The organism is Acinetobacter sp. 228, from assembly GCF_048147885.1.
The window spans coordinates 1-1,107 of record NZ_JAYWYV010000513.1; the positions used below are offsets into that span (position 1 = coordinate 1).

Below are 1,107 nucleotides of genomic sequence, written 5' to 3' on the forward strand. Positions count from 1 at the left end.
GGCAAACTTTGGGCACTTTAGAAATGGTTTGTGTATGGGCGAAGGTTCTGCGCAATTGCTCCGTCAGCTTATGCTAGGACAACCAACATTAGTTGATGCCAAAGCATATTCCCCAGAGCGTTTGCAAAATAAAATCTTAGCCTGAGGCGAGTATATTCTCTAAAGCCATTTTTAATTGAGGATAAGCAAACTCAAATCCTTCTGCTTGTAAGGCTGCGGGTTTGACGTATTGCCCATTTAAGATCAATTGCGACTGCTCTCCTAACAAACAGCGAAAAACTGTACTAGGCGCCGACAACATTGGTTTCTTATTCAAAACTTTGGCAGCTTGTTCAACAAATACCTTTTGGGTCACATTTTCTGGCGCCACGACATTGTGAATTTGAGCAGATTGAGGATGCTTGAATATAAACTCAATTGCGTTTAATACGTCTTCAATATGTACCCAAACCACAGGTTGACGACCGTGACCAATTTGACCGACTAAATTGAGTCGAATAGGAAGCAACATTTTAGGCAAGATACCACCACCCTGCCCGAACACAACGCCTAAACGAATAATTTTAGTATTTTGCTGAGAGTCTGCTAAAGCTGCGCGTTCCCACTCTTGGCAAAGCTGAGACATGAAAATGGGCTGTGGCGAGCTTTGTTCTGTGCACACTTCTGTCCACTTTTCTTGATTATCTATACCGTAATAACCAATTGCAGAACCAGAGACAATCACTTCAGGAAAAATTTGAGATTGATTAAGCCATGCATATAGCTTTCGGGTCGTATTTACACGGCTTTCAATGAGTTGTTTTTTACGTGACTCGGTCCAGCGTTTCTCACCAATATTTGCACCGGCCAAATTCACCACATAATCAATTTGACGGGTCGAAATATCTTCGAACTTTTGTACCCACTGCAAGGCAGGATGGTCAGATTTCTTTCCAGCCTGCCGTGTCACAGCAATCACGTTATAATTTTTTTGTAGCAGGAACCTAATTAAATGCGTTCCAATAAAGCCACTGGCACCTGTGATTAATACATTTTTATTCATATTTCCTCCAAAACCGAGGACAGCAGTTTTTAATTGATATAGTTATAAAATTTAATAACGATCTA

1 protein-coding gene and 1 pseudogene are annotated in these 1,107 nt (G+C 40.9%); one reads left to right on the forward strand and one right to left on the reverse strand.

Annotated elements, in window-relative coordinates; all coding sequences use genetic code 11:
- Nucleotides 1-145 (forward strand): annotated as a pseudogene (locus VXQ92_RS20335) (D-amino-acid oxidase); the annotation flags it as partial.
- Here the strand turns inward: VXQ92_RS20335 and VXQ92_RS20340 are convergent.
- The gene (locus VXQ92_RS20340; RefSeq protein ID WP_265643002.1) at nucleotides 137-1,042 is read right to left on the reverse strand and encodes a TIGR01777 family oxidoreductase; all 906 of its coding nucleotides are present in this window, start codon (nucleotides 1,040-1,042) and stop codon (nucleotides 137-139) included. The pseudogene VXQ92_RS20335 and the gene VXQ92_RS20340 sit on opposite strands and share 9 nt — an antisense overlap.
- Between the last annotated feature and the right edge of the window lie 65 nt (nucleotides 1,043-1,107).